The organism is Arthrobacter sp. NPDC093128, from assembly GCF_040683875.1.
GTDB lineage: Bacteria > Actinomycetota > Actinomycetes > Actinomycetales > Micrococcaceae > Arthrobacter.
In genome coordinates, this window is sequence record NZ_JBFBEY010000011.1 from 191,846 (window position 1) to 205,778 (window position 13,933).

Annotated in this window: 14 protein-coding genes; 4 read left to right on the forward strand and 10 right to left on the reverse strand. The window is 64.8% G+C overall.

Annotation, left to right across the window (positions count from 1 at the left end):
* Positions 1 to 11 precede the first annotated feature (11 nt).
* A complete protein-coding gene (locus tag AB0N24_RS14955) occupies positions 12 to 821 on the reverse strand; it encodes a cyclase family protein (RefSeq protein WP_364125636.1) in 810 nt (269 codons plus the stop codon).
* Complete coding sequence (locus tag AB0N24_RS14960; RefSeq protein WP_364125639.1) at positions 818 to 1,264, reverse strand: hypothetical protein; 447 nt, start codon at positions 1,262 to 1,264, stop codon at positions 818 to 820. The genes AB0N24_RS14955 and AB0N24_RS14960 overlap by 4 nt, the downstream gene beginning before the upstream one ends.
* Positions 1,265 to 1,415: 151 nt before the next feature.
* Here AB0N24_RS14960 and AB0N24_RS14965 point away from each other — a divergent pair, with 151 nt between their 5' ends.
* From AB0N24_RS14965 to AB0N24_RS14975, 3 genes are read left to right on the forward strand one after another with little or no spacing between them, the layout of a single operon-like run.
* On the forward strand, positions 1,416 to 2,792 hold the full coding sequence (locus AB0N24_RS14965) for an NtaA/DmoA family FMN-dependent monooxygenase (RefSeq protein ID WP_364125642.1): 1,377 nt from the start codon (positions 1,416 to 1,418) through the stop codon (positions 2,790 to 2,792).
* A gap of 41 nt (positions 2,793 to 2,833) precedes the next feature.
* Positions 2,834 to 3,166, forward strand: coding sequence for a metalloregulator ArsR/SmtB family transcription factor (locus AB0N24_RS14970; protein WP_364125645.1), 333 nt, complete (start codon positions 2,834 to 2,836; stop codon positions 3,164 to 3,166).
* A 12-nt stretch (positions 3,167 to 3,178) separates the two neighbouring features.
* Positions 3,179 to 3,676, forward strand: a complete 498-nt coding sequence (locus AB0N24_RS14975) for an SRPBCC domain-containing protein (RefSeq protein WP_364125647.1) — start codon at positions 3,179 to 3,181, stop codon at positions 3,674 to 3,676.
* Positions 3,677 to 3,773: 97 nt separating this feature from the next.
* Here AB0N24_RS14975 and AB0N24_RS14980 read toward each other — a convergent pair whose 3' ends face one another.
* The gene (locus AB0N24_RS14980) at positions 3,774 to 3,971 is read right to left on the reverse strand and encodes a hypothetical protein (protein ID WP_364125650.1); all 198 of its coding nucleotides are present in this window, start codon (positions 3,969 to 3,971) and stop codon (positions 3,774 to 3,776) included.
* Between the two features lie 412 nt (positions 3,972 to 4,383).
* Here AB0N24_RS14980 and AB0N24_RS14985 point away from each other — a divergent pair, with 412 nt between their 5' ends.
* The gene (locus AB0N24_RS14985) at positions 4,384 to 5,082 is read left to right on the forward strand and encodes a DUF2306 domain-containing protein (protein ID WP_364125653.1); all 699 of its coding nucleotides are present in this window, start codon (positions 4,384 to 4,386) and stop codon (positions 5,080 to 5,082) included.
* On the opposite strand, the gene AB0N24_RS14990 is transcribed toward AB0N24_RS14985, so the two are convergent.
* The 7 genes from AB0N24_RS14990 to AB0N24_RS15020 form a co-directional block, all read right to left on the reverse strand.
* Entirely contained in the window at positions 5,051 to 6,790 is a 1,740-nt protein-coding gene (locus AB0N24_RS14990; protein WP_364125656.1) for a thiamine pyrophosphate-dependent enzyme, read from the reverse strand. The two genes, AB0N24_RS14985 and AB0N24_RS14990, sit on opposite strands and share 32 nt — an antisense overlap.
* A 243-nt stretch (positions 6,791 to 7,033) precedes the next feature.
* The gene (locus tag AB0N24_RS14995; protein WP_364125659.1) at positions 7,034 to 8,548 is read right to left on the reverse strand and encodes an amino acid permease; all 1,515 of its coding nucleotides are present in this window, start codon (positions 8,546 to 8,548) and stop codon (positions 7,034 to 7,036) included.
* A gap of 62 nt (positions 8,549 to 8,610) precedes the next feature.
* Complete coding sequence (locus AB0N24_RS15000; RefSeq protein WP_364125661.1) at positions 8,611 to 9,573, reverse strand: glutaminase; 963 nt, start codon at positions 9,571 to 9,573, stop codon at positions 8,611 to 8,613.
* Positions 9,570 to 11,168, reverse strand: coding sequence for a helix-turn-helix domain-containing protein (locus AB0N24_RS15005; protein ID WP_364125663.1), 1,599 nt, complete (start codon positions 11,166 to 11,168; stop codon positions 9,570 to 9,572). Before AB0N24_RS15005 ends, AB0N24_RS15000 begins: the two co-directional genes overlap by 4 nt.
* Before the next feature lie 247 nt (positions 11,169 to 11,415).
* On the reverse strand, positions 11,416 to 11,709 hold the full coding sequence (locus AB0N24_RS15010) for a winged helix-turn-helix domain-containing protein (protein ID WP_364125666.1): 294 nt from the start codon (positions 11,707 to 11,709) through the stop codon (positions 11,416 to 11,418).
* A 41-nt stretch (positions 11,710 to 11,750) separates the two neighbouring features.
* The gene (locus AB0N24_RS15015) at positions 11,751 to 13,079 is read right to left on the reverse strand and encodes a dicarboxylate/amino acid:cation symporter (RefSeq protein ID WP_364125669.1); all 1,329 of its coding nucleotides are present in this window, start codon (positions 13,077 to 13,079) and stop codon (positions 11,751 to 11,753) included.
* Between the two features lie 149 nt (positions 13,080 to 13,228).
* A partial coding sequence (locus tag AB0N24_RS15020; protein ID WP_364122403.1) for a lyase family protein occupies positions 13,229 to 13,933 on the reverse strand: 705 nt, incomplete at its 5' end.

The window sequence follows — 13,933 nt, forward strand, 5'->3', positions numbered from 1 at the left end:
GCAACCCGCGCCTAGTGGATCGCGAAGACCCGGGCAGGGAATCCGCTGCCGCCTTGAGGCTTCGGCCAGGAGGCTACGAGCACCGCTCCCGATTCCGGCAGGCCGTCCAGGTTGGCGAGCAGTTCTATCTGCCAGCAGTCCTGGGCAAGGATGTAGGTTTCCAGGCTGAAGTCCTGGTGCGACGTCGCCCTGCCCGGGTCCGTATCCGTCTGCTCGTGGCCGATCGCGGTGATGTTCCGCTCGGTGACCAGGAAGGACAGCACCTCCCGGGACCAGCCCGGGGTGTGGCTGACGCCGTCGGCATCCGGGTTCGCCATCGCCTCCGGGTCCGGCCAGCGGTTGCTCCAGCCGGTCCGGAGCGCCACGAACGCGCCCGCCGGCATCCGGCCGTTCCGCTCCTCCCATTCGCTGACGTCATCGAGGGTGGGCGTGGCATCAGCATCGCCCGCGGCCCGCGTGCTGATGTCCAGCACCACCAGGGGCAGCACCATCTCGTCCACGGGGATGTTGTCCAGGCTTCGCCCGCCCCGGATAAAGTGCGACGGCGGGTCCACGTGGGTGCCCCACTGGCCGACGATGGAGTAGACGTGCGCCGTGAAGCCGTCGCCCTTTTCGAGGTCGAACAGGGCCGTCCTGCCTTCGTCCGGAAAAGCGGGGAAGTGTGGCTGGCCGGGGTGGAAGGCGTGTGTCAGGTCGGTGAACGACCGGCCGGACAGCAGCGTCTGAAAGGCCTTCCAGAGGTCGGTAGCCTGAGTGCCTGTGGCCTGGGTGCCGGTGGCCTGAGTGCCCGTGGCCTGGGTGCCGGCGGCGTGGACCGTCATGACGCCCGGCCCAGTGCCGGGCGAATCGCCGCTGCGGTGGAGACGCGGACCGGATCGGAGAGTTCGATGACCGGCACCTCCCAGGGGTGGACTTCGATCATGCGTTCCAGGAGGCGGCCGACTGCCTCCTCGGACAGATCAGCGTCCAGGTAAGTGGTCAGGACAAAAGTGGGCGACAGGGTCCTCTCGCCTGCGCGGCCGAACGTGGGGTTTGCTGCCGCTGAAGCGGTGAACCCCTCGAAGCCGAGACTCGATTCGAACACATGCCGGTAGTTTCCAAAGTCGCCCAGTTCGGGGCATGACTCCAATGCGTCAAAAAGTGACGCGAGGCCCGGGTCCGCTTGCAGGACCTCCAGGTCGCCCTCCACCAGCTGCCTCAACGACAGTGCGGCAATGGGCCAGTGGACGCGGAGTTTGCGCACGCTTCTCATACCAATATTCATGTCTGGATGCCTCTTCCATGGATCGTCCGGAGCCAGCTCGCGTGGCGTTTGCATCATCCTGACAGAAGGTGATGAGCAACACAAGCATATTTATTTGTCTATACTGCACATAGCTTGAATTGTTCCGTCCACGAAAGCGAAGTGATCCGTCTTGAGCACCCCCACCTCCCCGCTGCTTTTCGCCCTCTACGAACAGGCCAGCGTCGGTTGCGGCGGCGCCCCGAGCCTCTGGACGCACCCGCTGGATAACCGCCTGGAGCTCAACTCGCTGGACCGCTGGCGGGACGTGGCCATCACGGCCGAACAGGCCAACCTGGATGCACTGTTCTTTGCCGACGTCCTGGGTCTCTATGACGTGTACGGCGGATCGGCCGACGCCGCCCTGGGCTGGGCGGTGGAAGCACCTGCGAATGACCCCTTTATGTATGTGCCGGCGCTCGCCGCCCTCACGGAGCGGCTGTCGTTCGTGATTACGGCCTCGACGACGTATGAGCACCCGTTCTCCCTGGCTCGCCGCTTCGGCACCCTGGACCACCTCAGCAACGGCCGGATCGGCTGGAACATCGTTACGTCGTACCTCTCCAGCGCCGCCCGGAACTTCGGCATGGACGAGATGCTCAAGCACGCGGACCGATACGGCCGCGCGGATGAATTCATGGATGTGTTCTACAAGCTGCTGGAAGGCAGCTGGGCGGGCGACGCCGTCGTCGGAAGCAAGAGTGAAAAGGTTTACGCCCGACCCGGTTCCGTTCAGTCGATCAACCACGACGGCGAGCACTTCCGCGTGGACGGACCGTCGCTGACGTCGCCGTCGCCGCAGCGGACCCCCGCCCTGTTCCAGGCGGGGTGGTCGCCGCGGGGCCGCGAGTTCGCGGCCAAGCACGCCGAAGTGATTCTGCTGCCCAAGAAGGACCCGCAGGAGATCGCTGCGGGACTGGCGGACATCAACCGCAGGGCGCTGGAGGGCGGCCGTCCCGCCGGCGAGGTCCGCTCCATGGCGCTCGCCCGGATCATCACCGCACCCACGGCGATCGAAGCGCAGGAAAAGTACGAGGAACTCCAGCGCAACTACCATCTGGAGGCGCAGCTGGTCAGCTATGCCGGCGACACCGGGATCGACCTCAGCAAGTACGCCGACGACGAGCCGCTGGCCACGGCATCCAACGGACTCACTTCCTACGTGGTCAAGGGGGCGCCACAGAACAAGCCGCTCACCGCCGGGGATGTGCGTCGCAAATTCGCCGAAGTCACGCGCGGAACGGACCTGCTGTTCATCGGCACGCCGGAGGAGGTTGCCTCGCAGATCCAGGATCACTCGGCGGCGTCGGGGCTGGACGGCTACATGATCAACCCTCTGGTGAGTCCCGGATCCCTGAACGACTTCGCCGAACTGGTGGTGCCGGAACTCGCCAAGCGCGGACTATATGACACGGAACCCAAGAGCGGAACCCTGCGCTCCAGGCTGCGGGCTGACGGTGCGGACCTGATGGCCGGCACGTCTTACGGGGCGGGCTTCCGCCAGCGCTAGCCTATTGACACCCCTCCGCCATAGCCGTATCCTACAACCAAATGGTTGTAGATCAGATGAGTGAAGCCGAATTGGACCGCCTCTTCCAGGCGTTCTCCGATGCCACCCGCAGGGACATTGTGCGACGGGTGACGGTGGGGGAGTATTCGGTGTCCGGCCTCGCGGCCCTCTACGCCATGAGCTTCGCCGCCGTCCAGAAGCATGTGGCGGTGCTGGAGCGCGCTTCCCTGGTGACGAAGGAGAAGCGCGGAAGGGAGCAGATCGTGCGGAGCAATCATGAAGGCCTGCAGAAGGCCCGCCGGCTGCTTGATGAGTATGAGGCGATCTGGCGGCAGCGCGCCGGGCGAATCGCAGACATTCTGGCTGAAGGATAGGAAGGTTACGCAATGCCTGTTATCAGTTCCACCGCGAATCTCGAGGCACTCAGCTTGACCCTCGTCGCGGAGTTTGACGCCAGTGTCGAGCGCGTCTGGCAGATCTGGGAAGACCCCCGGCAGCTTGAGCGCTGGTGGGGCCCGCCCAACTACCCGGCCACGTTTGACCGGTTCGACTTCCAGCCCGGCGGGAAGGCCGACTATTACATGACCACCCCCGAAGGCGAGAAGCCCCGAGGCTGGTGGAAATTCAGAACCATTGAGGCGCCGCGCAGGCTCGAATTTGATGATGGCTTCGCTGACGAAACCGGAGCGCCCGTGGATGCCATGGGCAGTGCCCATGCCGCTGTTGGCCTTGAGGACCTCGGCGGCCGCACCCGAATGACCATTATGTCCACCTTCGAATCCGAAGAGCAGATGGAACAGATGGTCCAGATGGGCATGGAGGAAGGCATGAAGGAAGCGGCCGGCCAGATTGACGCCCTGCTCGCCGAGCACGCCCACGCCTGACCGGCATCACGGCCAGCGAAGACTGTTAGGCCGGTAACGCAAGAGAACGACGGCGGGAGCTCCCGCCGTCGTTCTCTTGCGTTTTCCGTGCGGTTCCCTAGACGGAAACGCCCTGGGCGGCCTTCCGGTTCAGGCTGACCGTAAAGGTGTTCGGCCCGCTGAGGGTGACGGCAACGTCGCTGCGGTGCGCGTTGGCCTTGGTGGAAATGTCGTGCACCAGGGCGTCCAGCGTGTGGTCAATCGCGGAGCGGTCCCAGATTTTAAGCGTCACGGAGTGGTTGGTTTCGAACGTCATTATTCGGTGCCTCATTCGTAAGTTCGGTCATGGGCTTCGCGTCGGTGCGGAGCCCGGGACGGGTCTGTCCGTGAACGCTCAGAGGCCTTCTGCAGCTCGGGCGAGCTCACTGGTTTGGCCTCGTTGCGTCCACCAGGTTGGTTGTTCCAAGCCGCTGCATTCTCTGCGCCTAAGCGTGAGGATCAGGGCTTCCGGCTGGGAAATCGCATTCTCAGCCGTCCTTTCCATGATGCATGGAGGGGCGCTGGCGTCTCAAGCCAATAGCCGATCATTGCGCGTGAGACTCATCACAACGGTCCAGCGGGCCGCTTCCGGCCTGGCGCCGACCCGCCATCTATTGACAAGTGTACGGCGTACACCTATGGTCAGACGCATCAGGTGTACACCGTATACCCAGCCAGCGAGGACCGCCATGCCAACGCAAACCATCCGCCCCGCAGCCTCACCCGTCCGGCGTTCCCGGCCCCAGTGGCCCGTGCCCGCCGGGTTGATCCTGCTCAGCCTCATCCCGGTGATCTTCGGGGCCCTCCGCCTGACCGAACTGACCGCAGGCGCAGATGTTACGCCGCAAAACGCGCGGTTCTTCGCGTCTCCGATCCCGGTGGTGACGCACATTGTCAGCGTCACCGTCTATTCCCTGCTCGGGGCGTTCCAGTTCGTTCCGTCACTTCGGGGACGCCGCGGCTGGCACCGTATCGCCGGGCGCATTCTCATCCCAGCCGGTGTGCTTGCCGCGCTGTCCGGGCTGTGGATGTCCGCCTTCTACCCTCTCCCGGACGGTTACACCGACGTCCCGCTCCGGCTCTTTTTCGGCACGGCGATGCTGGTGAGCCTGGTCCTGGGGCTGGCCGCGGTCAGGAGGCGGGACTTCGTGCGGCACAGCGCCTGGATGACGCGCGCCTATGCCATTGCCGTCGGCGCGGGAACACAGGCCTTTGTGGGCATCCCCTGGCTGCTGCTTATCGGACCCACCGACGTGCCCACCCGCGCAGTGCTGCTGGGGGCGGGGTGGGTGATCAACGTGGCGGTGGCCGAGTACGTCATCCACCGCCGCGTACGGAACGCACCCCGCCGCACAGTCAGTAGGCCTTCACCCGCTGTTCCACGATGAGGTGGATGAGGGCGAACACCCCGTCCTGGTCGATGGCCCGGAACGCGGCGTCGAGGGCGGCCGGCACATCCCCGTCACGGGTGACGGTGATGCCGAATCCGCCGAAGGCCCGGGCCATGAGGCCGAAGTCCGGATTCTTCAGCTGCGTGCCCGACACCCGGGACGGGTAGTGCCGCTCCTGGTGCGTGCGGATGGTGCCGTACTCCTGGTTGTCCATCACGATGATGAGCGGCGTGGCCCCGTATTGGGCAGCGGTGGCCAGCTCCTGGCCGTTCATAAGGAACTCGCCGTCTCCTGCGATGGTGACCACCCGGCGCTGCGGACTTGCCAGCGAGGCGGCAACGGCCGAGGGAACGGAGTAGCCCATGGAGCCGTTCCGGGCGCTGATCATTGAGGCATAGCGGCGGGTGGGGAAATACCGGTGCGCCCAGTTGGTGTGCTCGCCTGCGCCGAATGTCACCATGGCGTCCTCCGGCAGCCTCGGGACCAGGTTGGCCATCAAAGTGTCCATCCTGGCGGGACCTTCAGCCGGTGTGGCCGGAGGCAGGTTCGCGAAGGACGTCTGCTCGGCACGCATCCTGGCCGTCCAGGCCTTCCATTCCTCCTTCAGGGGCAGGTCGATTGCCACCAGGTCGCGGACGAAAGCGTCCGGTTTCGCCACGATCTGCCGGGAGACCGGGCCGGAGCGGCCGCGCAGCGAGGGATCGATGGTCACCAGGAAGTTCTTCTTGTTCCAGTCCTGCCGGCAGAGGAATCCGTCCGTGATCACGTCACCGGGAACGGTCCCGACGAAAACAAGCAGGTCGGTTTCATCGAGCAGGTCGTAGGTGGGGCGGGGGCGGCCGTAGCCGATCGGACCAACATAGGACGGGGAGTCGAAGGAGACGGTTCCCTGGGTGCGCCATTCCGCGGCGGCCGGGATGTGGTGCTTTTCCAGCCATTCGGTGAGCTGGCTGGCCGCTTCCTGGGTCCAGTCGTTGCCGCCGGTGACAAAGAGCGGCTTCGAGGAATTTGCCAGTGCGGCGGCCAGTGCTTCGGCGTCGGTGGTGCTCATGCCGCCCGCCGCCACCGGGATGGTGGGGTGCAGGGCCGGATCAATCTGCTGGCGGATGATGTCTTCCGGCAAGCCCACCACCACGGGCCCCGGGCGCCCGCTCATGGCCGCGAACATGGCTTCCGCAACAATCTCAGAGGCGCGCTCGGCGTGATCGAGCACCATCACGCGCTTGGCTCCGGTGTCGAACCACGCCTTGATGTCGAATTCCTGGAACGCCTCGCGGTCGCGGTGCGCAAAGGGAATGAGCCCGACGAAGAGCAGCATGGGCGTGGAGTCCTGCCAGGCCGTGTGCAGGCCAACGTGGGCGTTGGCTGCACCAGGGCCGCGCGTCACCATGGCAACGCCCGGGCGCTGGTTCATTTTGCCGTCGGCCTCGGCCATGTAGGCGGCACCGCCCTCATGCCGGCAGACCACGGTGTCGATGTCTGAACCGTGCAGCCCGTCCAGCACGTCCAGGAAGCTCTCGCCGGGAACCACGTAGGTGCGCTCCACGCCGTGGGCCACGAGGGAGTCAACAATCACGTGCCCGGCGGATCTCAGTGTTCCGGGGTCAGCCGGCGAGGCTGGCCGTGCTGCGATCTGATTGATGGTTTCGCCGTCGAACGGCTGGGTGTCGGTTGCGGTCATGGTGGATGCGGACTCCGTTGTCATCACTACTTGTCTTTTTGGGTTGGGTGGTGGTTTACGTGCGTTGGGTGGAGACGCCGGTGGCGCCTAGTCGGTTTCCGGTCCGGTGCAGAAGAAGCAGCCGTCCTCGCAGCTGTCCGTCGCCTGGTTTTCCGTGGGCGCCCGGTCAGGTGGCGGGCTCAGCAGGTCTTGTCGGTTCATGGCGGGCTTTCGTCGGTTGTTGTTAGGGTCTGGGAGCTGTGGAAACCGGGGTGGTTGCGGGAGTGGCTACCGGATTGGAGTCCGGTTGGCCACCACGGGTGCGGCGCCGGTGTAGCCGTCGCGTGCCTCGGCGATTTCGTGGATCCGTTTGCGGCAGGCGTACCAGCCGGCCACCATGAGGGCGCAGGCGATGAGGGTGACCAGGAGGGTGAGGGGAGAGTCGATGAAGACCATCACCAGGACGCTGACGAGGAACAGGAGGGAGAGGTAGCCGGTGTACGGGGCGCCGAACATCCGGAAGGACGGGCGCTTCAGCCAGCCCTTGTCTGCCCAGCGTTTGAGCTGCATCTGGCAGAGCACAATGGTGGCCCAGGTGACGATGATGCCAACGGAGGCGACGTTGAGGACGATCTCGAAGGCATCGCTGGGGACGAGGTAGTTCAGCGGGACGCCGAGGAGGGAGACGCCGGCCGTGATGGCGATTCCGCCGTAAGGAACACCGGCTTTGTTCATGCGCTGGGCAAACCGGGGGGCGGAGCCGGCCACGGACATGGAGCGAAGGATGCGGCCGGTGGAGTACAGGCCCGCGTTGAGGGAGGACAGCGCGGCGGTGAGGACCACGAGGTTCATGATGACGTCCACGCCCTGGATGCCGATGGAACCGAAGAACGTCACGAAGGGGCTGACACCCTTTTCGTAGGACGTGTAGGGCAGCAGCAGGGCCAGCAGGATGACGGAGCCGACGTAGAACACCGCGATGCGGAAGACTACGGAGTTGATGGCCTTGGGCATGATCTCTTTGGGGTTTTCGGTTTCGCCGGCAGCAGTGCCGACCAGCTCGATGGAGGCGTAGGCGAACAGCACACCCTGCATCAGGATGATCATGGGCAGCATGCCGTTGGGGAAGATTCCGCCGTTTCCGGAGATGAGGCTGAAGCCGACTTCCTGGCCGTCCACGGGAGTGCCGAAGATGACGAAAAAGGTGCCGACGAGCAGGAACGCGACAAGGGCAGCGACCTTGATGATGGCGAACCAGAATTCCATCTCGCCGAAAACCTTCACTGAGACGAGGTTCAGGCACAGCACCACAACGAGGGCGGTCAGTGCCCAGGCCCATTGCGGGACATCCGCCATCCACGGGATGTAGTGGCCGAAGAAGTTCATGTAGAGCGCTGCGGCGGTGATGTCCACGATGGTGGTGGTGGCCCAGTTGATCCAGTAAAACCAGCCGGAAATAAAGGCGGCCTTCTCGCCGAAGAATTCACGGGCGTAGGAGACGAACGAGCCCGACGACGGGCGGTGCAGCACCAGTTCGCCCAGCGCGCGGAGGATCAGGAAAGCGAAGAATCCGCAGACGGCGTAGGCGATCACCAGGGAAGGCCCCGCAGCGTTGAGCCGGCCGCCGGCACCGAGGAACAAGCCGGTGCCGATGGCCCCGCCGATCGCGATCATCTGGATCTGGCGGGGCTTCAGGCTCTTGTGGTAGCCCTTGTCCTCCGCGTGAAGGAGGCGTTCGGTGGCATGCGCGTGGCCGCCGTCAGCATCGTACTGGGCAACCTCGTCATTGGGGTTGTTGGACATGGGTGATCCTTTCGACCGGTTGAAGCTCTAGCTGAGGGTGGAACAGGAAAGTGTGGGACGGATTAGAAAACTGACCATCCGGTACGGTCGGACAGATCAGCGAGGGCCGCCGAGCCCGCCAGGGAGTTTCCCTTGGAGTCCAGCCGCGGGCTCCAGACGCAGATGGAGCACTCCCCGGGGACGATGACCAGGATTCCGCCGCCCACACCGCTCTTACCGGGAAGGCCCACGCGGTAGGCGAACTCGCCGGCGGCGTCATACATGCCGCAGGTGAGCATGATGGATCCGATGCGTTTGGCCTCGCTCCGGGAGACGACGGGGCCGTTTGCTCCGTGCCCGCCGCGGGCAAGGAACAGGCCCGCCTTCGCCATCTCGACGCAGCTCATCATGATGGAGCACTGCCTGACATAGTTCTCCACCACGGCCTCGGCTGGCCGGTGCAGGTTGCCGAAGTTCTTCAGGAAATGGGCCAGGGCCAGGTTGCGGCTGCTGTTGGCCAGCTCGTTCTCTGCGGCCACCTCATCGATGAACGGTCCCTGGCCGCTGTGCTGTCCCGCCTGGCCGCTGGGCTGTCCCGCCTGGCCGCGGAGGAACTGCAGGACATGCCCTGCAGAGTCAGGGAACCTTTCCATCAGGTGGTCGGTCACCACCAGGGCGCCGGAATTGATGAACGGGTTCCTCGGGATCCCGTGCTCCACTTCAAGCTGCACCAGGGAGTTGAACGCGGTTCCCGACGGTTCGCGGAGCACCCGGGACCAGAGTGTGCCAGGGTCATCGGCGTTGAGGGCCATGGCCAGGGTGAAGACCTTCGAGATGCTCTGGATCGAGAAGGGCAGGGCGGCGTCGCCGGCGCTGAACACCTCCCCGGAGGTTGTGGCCACGGCGATTCCGAAACGGTCGAACGGCGGCGATGACAGGTGGGGAATGCCGGCGGGCACCGAGCCTGCAACACTTCGGGGCCGGTGGCTGCGGACAATGTCAGCCAGGACCAGGCCAAGCGGCGGTGAATCGAGTGCTGTCATCATTTCTTGCCCAGGTGCTCCTTATGCTTGCCGGCCCACTCCTGGAGGTGGAGCAGGGCGACCAATGAATCTCGGGGATTGCTGAAGTTCAGGCCCGTAACGCGGCTGATCTTGCTGATCCTGTAATAGACGGTGTTCTTGTGCATCCTCATCCGCTGGGCGCATTCAGCCACGTCCAGCGACGCCGCAAAATACGCCCGCAGGGTTTCGGCCAGTTCGTGATCGTCGCGGAGGAGTGCCCAGAGGCTGCGGTGGCGGAAGTCGGAGGCCGTGAAGTTCTTCACCGCTTCGTGGAACAGGATGTCCACCTCGAAGTCGCCCACCGAGGCCACCGACGCGGTCCCGGACCGCCGCATGCAGCCGAGCAGGGCTTCCGTTTTGGCGGTCACGGAGTGAATCGACAACAGATCGGGGGCGATCGGGCCCACTGCCGCGAACGGACTGATGCCCAGGTGCTTCCCGGCGTCCCGGACGATTGCCTCGGCCAGGCTCCGAAGTCCGGCTTCGGCGCTGGCGGACTGGAGCCCCGGGACGATCACGGCCGTGTCTCCGTTGAACTGCCCCACGATGGCGGACGCCTTGTAGGCCGCCGCATGGATGGACGCAAGGTTGGCGAGTTCCCCGTGTTTGAGGGCTGCGTCGTCTTCCTGTGCCTGGGAGGCGGACATTCCCAGCAGGATCAGTGCCGAGGGACGGTCCGCGGGGATCTTCTCGCTGTGTGCACTCGCTGCGGCTTCCGCCGGGCCCGAAAGGATCCGCGCAATGCGGTCCTCGCGCATGTGCACTGACTGCTGATTGCGGTAGCGGATCAGTTCGGCTGACACCCGGGCAGCCGAACCGGTCAGGACATAGTCGACGTCCGCGCCGAACCCGTCGCCGGTTTCCTGCAGCCAGATGTACCCCATGATGCGCTCGCCGGCGAACAGGGTGATGGCGACGCGTTCCCTCAGACCGTCCTGGGGCCGGGCCGGAACCCTGACAGGCAGGCGGGTCCGGTGCAGTTCGCGGTAGGCGCCCAGGTCCTTCAGGAGGAGTTCGTACTTTCGCGGACCACGGCGTGCAAGGATCGATGCCTTGCGGAGCTCATCGATGTCATTTGTCACCGTGGAGTAGGCCAGGACCTTGTTTGCCGCGTCCTCGATGACAACATGGCTCGATGTCAGCCGGGCCGTGGTCTGCGCGATGGCGAACAGGTCTTCCTCCAGCAGCGTCAGCACTTCGCTCTGGTAGCTGCGCGGCGTGATCCGGTCCTTGGCGATGGACAGGAGCCGGTCCCAGTCAGCGGCCGGGTCCACCAGGAGGAGTCCCGTTCCGGCTGCCCGGAGCAGCTCTTCGGCTTCCGCCAGTTCGCCGGGGCTGCCCTTGACGGCGAGCACCAGGGGAGGGTTCTTCACCAGGCGCCGGAGCGCCGGCAAAGCCGAGCGCCCACGAACCCCGATCAGCAGGACAAACGCGGCGCCGCCGTCGGACGTTTCGTCGTCCGCGTCAACGATCAGGAAGCGTTCAATGGGGGATTCCGCCCGGGACGGCCGGAGGATGAGGCTGGCGAAACCCAGAGGGAGATCCGACAGGATGTCGTCCACTGTAGCTGCGGCCATGGGTTTCCTTCGGAATTGATACCCCCGGACGGCTCTGTCCGGTCACCCAATGCTATCCAGTGCAGTTGCCGGAAAATATGGATGCCGGACTAAATCCAGCGAGGGCTTTTAGGTCCCTGAACCAATGCGCGGTCGGTTGGCGGCGAAGGGGGCGGGAAATCCGCGATAACCGGGCGGTAAAAGGCAAAGCGGACGACGGTGGGAGGTCCCGCCGTCGTCCGCCTGCCCGGCAGTCTGCGCCGTCCGGCTAGGAGTCCGCCCGCGTTTTTCCGGGGGCGAGGGCATAGAAGGGCGTGCAGCGGCCCCTCGCTTCGGGGGAAATGTTGGAACGGACGATCGAAGCGCTCTCCAGCGCTGCCAGGTGGTACCTGACGCAGTCCCGCGAGAACGCGATGCCGCTGCTGATGTCAGCTACCTTGCTTGCGCCGTTGCTCGCCAGGTAGTTGATGATTTGTGCTCTGATCGGTGTGCTTCGCGCCCTTTTCGTCCGCTCAATGCGGTGTGCCTCCGTCGGGCTCTGGAGTTCAAAGTCAGCGGTCATTGGCCATTCCTTTCGTCCGGGGGTAAGGGAGGTTCGCTCGGTCAGTGCATCGAAACGCGCTCAGGCTCCCTGCTGTCTTCTGTGACCTCAGTGGCTGCGGCGTCCTGGATGTCCTGACCGTCGTGGGAGGTTTCGGCCTGCGACGCCTCGGGGAGGGAGGCGGTCTTGTCGTGGTTCCGGCCGATGACCGCGGTGGCGATGGCGTTTCCCAGGATGTTGGTGGCGGTGCGTCCCATGTCCAGGAGTTGGTCGATCACCAGCAGGACACCAATCCCGGCGGCGGGGATCCCGAAGGCAGGGACCACGGCGGCTACGACGACGAGTGACCCGCGCGGCACGCCGGCCATTCCCTTGCTGCTGAGCAGCAGCATTGCGGTCATTGCGACCTGCTGGCCAAGGTCCATGTCGATCCCGTAGGCGTTGATCAGGAAGACCGACGCGAAGGTCATGTACATCATGGAACCGTCCACGTTGAACGAGTAACCCAGGGGCAGCACAAAACCGGTGGTGCGCTTCTCGATGCCGAACTTGGTCAGGCCTTCAATGAGCTTGGGCAATGCGGCTTCGCTGCTGGAGGTGGCGAACGCGATGACCATTGGTTCGCGCACAATCCGGACCAGCCGGAAGGCGGCCTTTCCGAGGAAGACAACGGCGACGCCGATCATGATGACCCAGAGTGCGGAGAGCGAGACGTAGAAGCCGCCGATGAACGACGCGTAGGTGGCGAAAGCGTCCAGGCCCTCGGCGGTGAAGGCCGCTGCGATGCCGGCGAAAACGCCGACCGGGGCCGCCTTCATCACGTAGCCGGTGACCTTGAGCATGACGCCCATCAGTTCGTCGATGGCATCCGCGATGGAGGAGCGGCCTTTCTTCCGGAGATTCAGCAGGGCGATGCCGAAGAGGGCGCCGAAGACGAGGATCTGCAGGGGGTTGTTTTCCGTCAGGGCGGCGAAGACGCTCGTGGGAATGATGTGCGTCATGAACTGCGCGTAATCGAGGGGCTTCGTTTCCATCCCCGCGTCACCTCCCGCCACGAGGTTGAGACCGTGGCCGACGTTGAGCACGTGCGCGGTGATGAAGCCGAAGGCGCCCACCAGGACGGACGCGGACAGGAACCAGATCATTGAGCGGCCGAAGAGCTTGCCCACCCCGGCGGATTTGGCAGCCCCTGCGATGCCGGAGACCAGCGTGGCGAAGATCAGCGGGGCGATGATCATCTTGATCAGGTTCAGGAACATGTGCGTCACGGTGTCGAGGACGGCCACGACGGATTCGCGCGTTTCCACCGGCAGCAGCCAGTGGAACAACAAACCGCTGAGGATTCCGAACACGAGCGCTGCCAGAATCCACATCGTTGATTTGTTTTTCATACTCAGTCCTTGCGTAGAGGCCGGGCCGGGGCCCGGTGCTGGAACGGTCCTCGTCATCGAGTGCCGTTTTCTCTGTAGTCGGTGGGGAAATTTGGGCACGGCGGTGTGCCCCTGCTCCCTGGTCGGATGGGGTAGTGCTGGTACTGGGGTTACTTGCTCAGGTTGGCCAGGCGTTGGGGGCTGAGGAGTTCCTGGAGTTGTTCGGCGGTGAGGAGGCCGTGTTCGAGGACGAGTTCGGCGACGCCTTTGCCGGTGGCCAGGGCTTCCTGGGCGATGGCGGTTGCGGTGGCGTAGCCGAGGTGGGGGTTCAGTGCGGTGACCAGGCCGATGGATTGTTCGACCGTGAGGCGCAGGTGTTCGGTGTTGGCGGTGATGCCCCGGATGCAGCGTGCTGTGAGGGTGCGGCAGGCGGCTTCGAGGTGGGAGATGCTCTTGTGGAGGCTGTGGACGATGATGGGTTCGAAGGCGTTGAGTTGGAGTTGTCCGGCTTCGGCGGCCATGGTGATGGTGACGTCGTTGCCGATCACTTCGTAGGCGACCTGGGAGACGACTTCGGGGATGACCGGGTTGATTTTGCCGGGCATGATGGAGGATCCGGACTGCACGGCGGGGAGGTTGATTTCGCCGAATCCGGCGCGGGGGCCGGAGGAGAGCAGGCGCAGGTCGTTGCAGATTTTGGAGAGTTTCACGGCGACGCGTTTGAGGACCCCGGAGAGGTGCACGAACGCGCCGACGTCCTGGGTGGCTTCGATCAGGTCGATGGCGGTGACCAGGGGCAGGCCGGTGATCTCGGCCAGGTGCCGGCAGGCGGCCTCGGCGTAGCCGGGGGCGGCGTTCAGGCCGGTGCCGATCGC

Bases quoted from the DNA above. Each gene is read 5' to 3' on its own strand.
- AB0N24_RS14955 (WP_364125636.1), bottom strand. From the start codon at position 821: ATGACGGTCCACGCCGCCGGCACCCAGGCCACGGGCACTCAGGCCACC.
- AB0N24_RS14960 (WP_364125639.1), bottom strand. From the start codon at position 1,264: ATGAATATTGGTATGAGAAGCGTGCGCAAACTCCGCGTCCACTGGCCC.
- AB0N24_RS14970 (WP_364125645.1), top strand. From the start codon at position 2,834: ATGGTTGTAGATCAGATGAGTGAAGCCGAATTGGACCGCCTCTTCCAG.
- AB0N24_RS14975 (WP_364125647.1), top strand. From the start codon at position 3,179: ATGCCTGTTATCAGTTCCACCGCGAATCTCGAGGCACTCAGCTTGACC.
- AB0N24_RS14980 (WP_364125650.1), bottom strand. From the start codon at position 3,971: ATGACGTTCGAAACCAACCACTCCGTGACGCTTAAAATCTGGGACCGC.
- AB0N24_RS14985 (WP_364125653.1), top strand. From the start codon at position 4,384: ATGCCAACGCAAACCATCCGCCCCGCAGCCTCACCCGTCCGGCGTTCC.
- AB0N24_RS14990 (WP_364125656.1), bottom strand. From the start codon at position 6,790: ATGACAACGGAGTCCGCATCCACCATGACCGCAACCGACACCCAGCCG.
- AB0N24_RS14995 (WP_364125659.1), bottom strand. From the start codon at position 8,548: ATGTCCAACAACCCCAATGACGAGGTTGCCCAGTACGATGCTGACGGC.
- AB0N24_RS15000 (WP_364125661.1), bottom strand. From the start codon at position 9,573: ATGATGACAGCACTCGATTCACCGCCGCTTGGCCTGGTCCTGGCTGAC.
- AB0N24_RS15005 (WP_364125663.1), bottom strand. From the start codon at position 11,168: ATGGCCGCAGCTACAGTGGACGACATCCTGTCGGATCTCCCTCTGGGT.
- AB0N24_RS15010 (WP_364125666.1), bottom strand. From the start codon at position 11,709: ATGACCGCTGACTTTGAACTCCAGAGCCCGACGGAGGCACACCGCATT.
- AB0N24_RS15015 (WP_364125669.1), bottom strand. From the start codon at position 13,079: ATGAAAAACAAATCAACGATGTGGATTCTGGCAGCGCTCGTGTTCGGA.